General features: G+C 52.9%; 1 protein-coding gene. It reads right to left on the bottom strand.

What is annotated here, in order from left to right; all coding sequences use genetic code 11:
- On the bottom strand, positions 1–1,073 hold a 1,073-nt coding region (gene tuf / locus E3U32_RS17480), incomplete at both ends, for an elongation factor Tu (protein WP_134349788.1).

The raw sequence follows: 1,073 nt of genomic DNA, 5'->3' as shown, positions 1-1,073 counted from the left end.
CCAACGGTACGGCCGCCTTCACGGATTGCGAAACGCAGACCGTCGTCCATCGCGATTGGGTGGATCAGAGTCACAACCATCTTGATGTTGTCGCCTGGCATTACCATCTCAACGCCTTCTGGCAGTTCGATGGTACCGGTCACGTCAGTTGTACGGAAGTAGAACTGTGGACGGTAGCCTTTGAAGAACGGAGTATGACGGCCGCCTTCGTCTTTGGACAGAATGTACACTTCAGATTCGAACTTGGTGTGTGGCTTGATTGAGCCTGGCTTCGCCAGTACCTGACCACGTTCGATTTCTTCACGTTTGATACCACGCAGCAGAACACCAACGTTCTCACCAGCACGGCCTTCGTCCAGCAGTTTGCGGAACATTTCAACGCCAGTACAGGTAGACTTCGCAGTCTCTTTGATACCAACGATTTCAACTTCTTCGCCAACTTTGATGATACCGCGCTCTACACGACCGGTAACAACGGTACCACGACCGGAGATGGAGAATACGTCTTCGATTGGCAGCAGGAACGGCTTGTCAATCGCACGCTCTGGTTCTGGGATGTAAGAATCCAGGAAGCCAGCCAGTTCGATGATTTTTGCTTCCCACTCTGCTTCGCCTTCCAGCGCTTTCAGCGCGGAACCACGAACGATTGGAGTGTCGTCGCCTGGGAAATCGTACTGAGACAGCAGTTCACGAACTTCCATCTCTACCAGTTCCAGCAGCTCTTCGTCATCAACCATGTCACATTTGTTCAGGAACACGATGATGAAAGGAACGCCTACCTGACGACCCAGCAGGATGTGCTCACGAGTCTGAGGCATAGGGCCGTCAGTCGCAGCAACAACCAGGATCGCGCCGTCCATCTGCGCAGCACCGGTGATCATGTTTTTAACATAGTCGGCGTGGCCTGGGCAGTCTACGTGTGCATAGTGGCGAGTCGGGGTGTCATATTCAACGTGGGAAGTGTTGATGGTGATACCACGAGCTTTTTCTTCTGGTGCGTTATCGATCTGGTCGAATGCACGAGCAGAACCACCGTAGGTTTTTGCCAGAACGGTAGTGATTGCAGCGGTCAG

The sequence above is a fragment of the Lelliottia nimipressuralis genome, from assembly GCF_004402045.1.
Lineage (GTDB): Bacteria > Pseudomonadota > Gammaproteobacteria > Enterobacterales > Enterobacteriaceae > Enterobacter > Enterobacter chinensis.
This window is presented reverse-complemented; position numbering and strand designations above follow the sequence as displayed.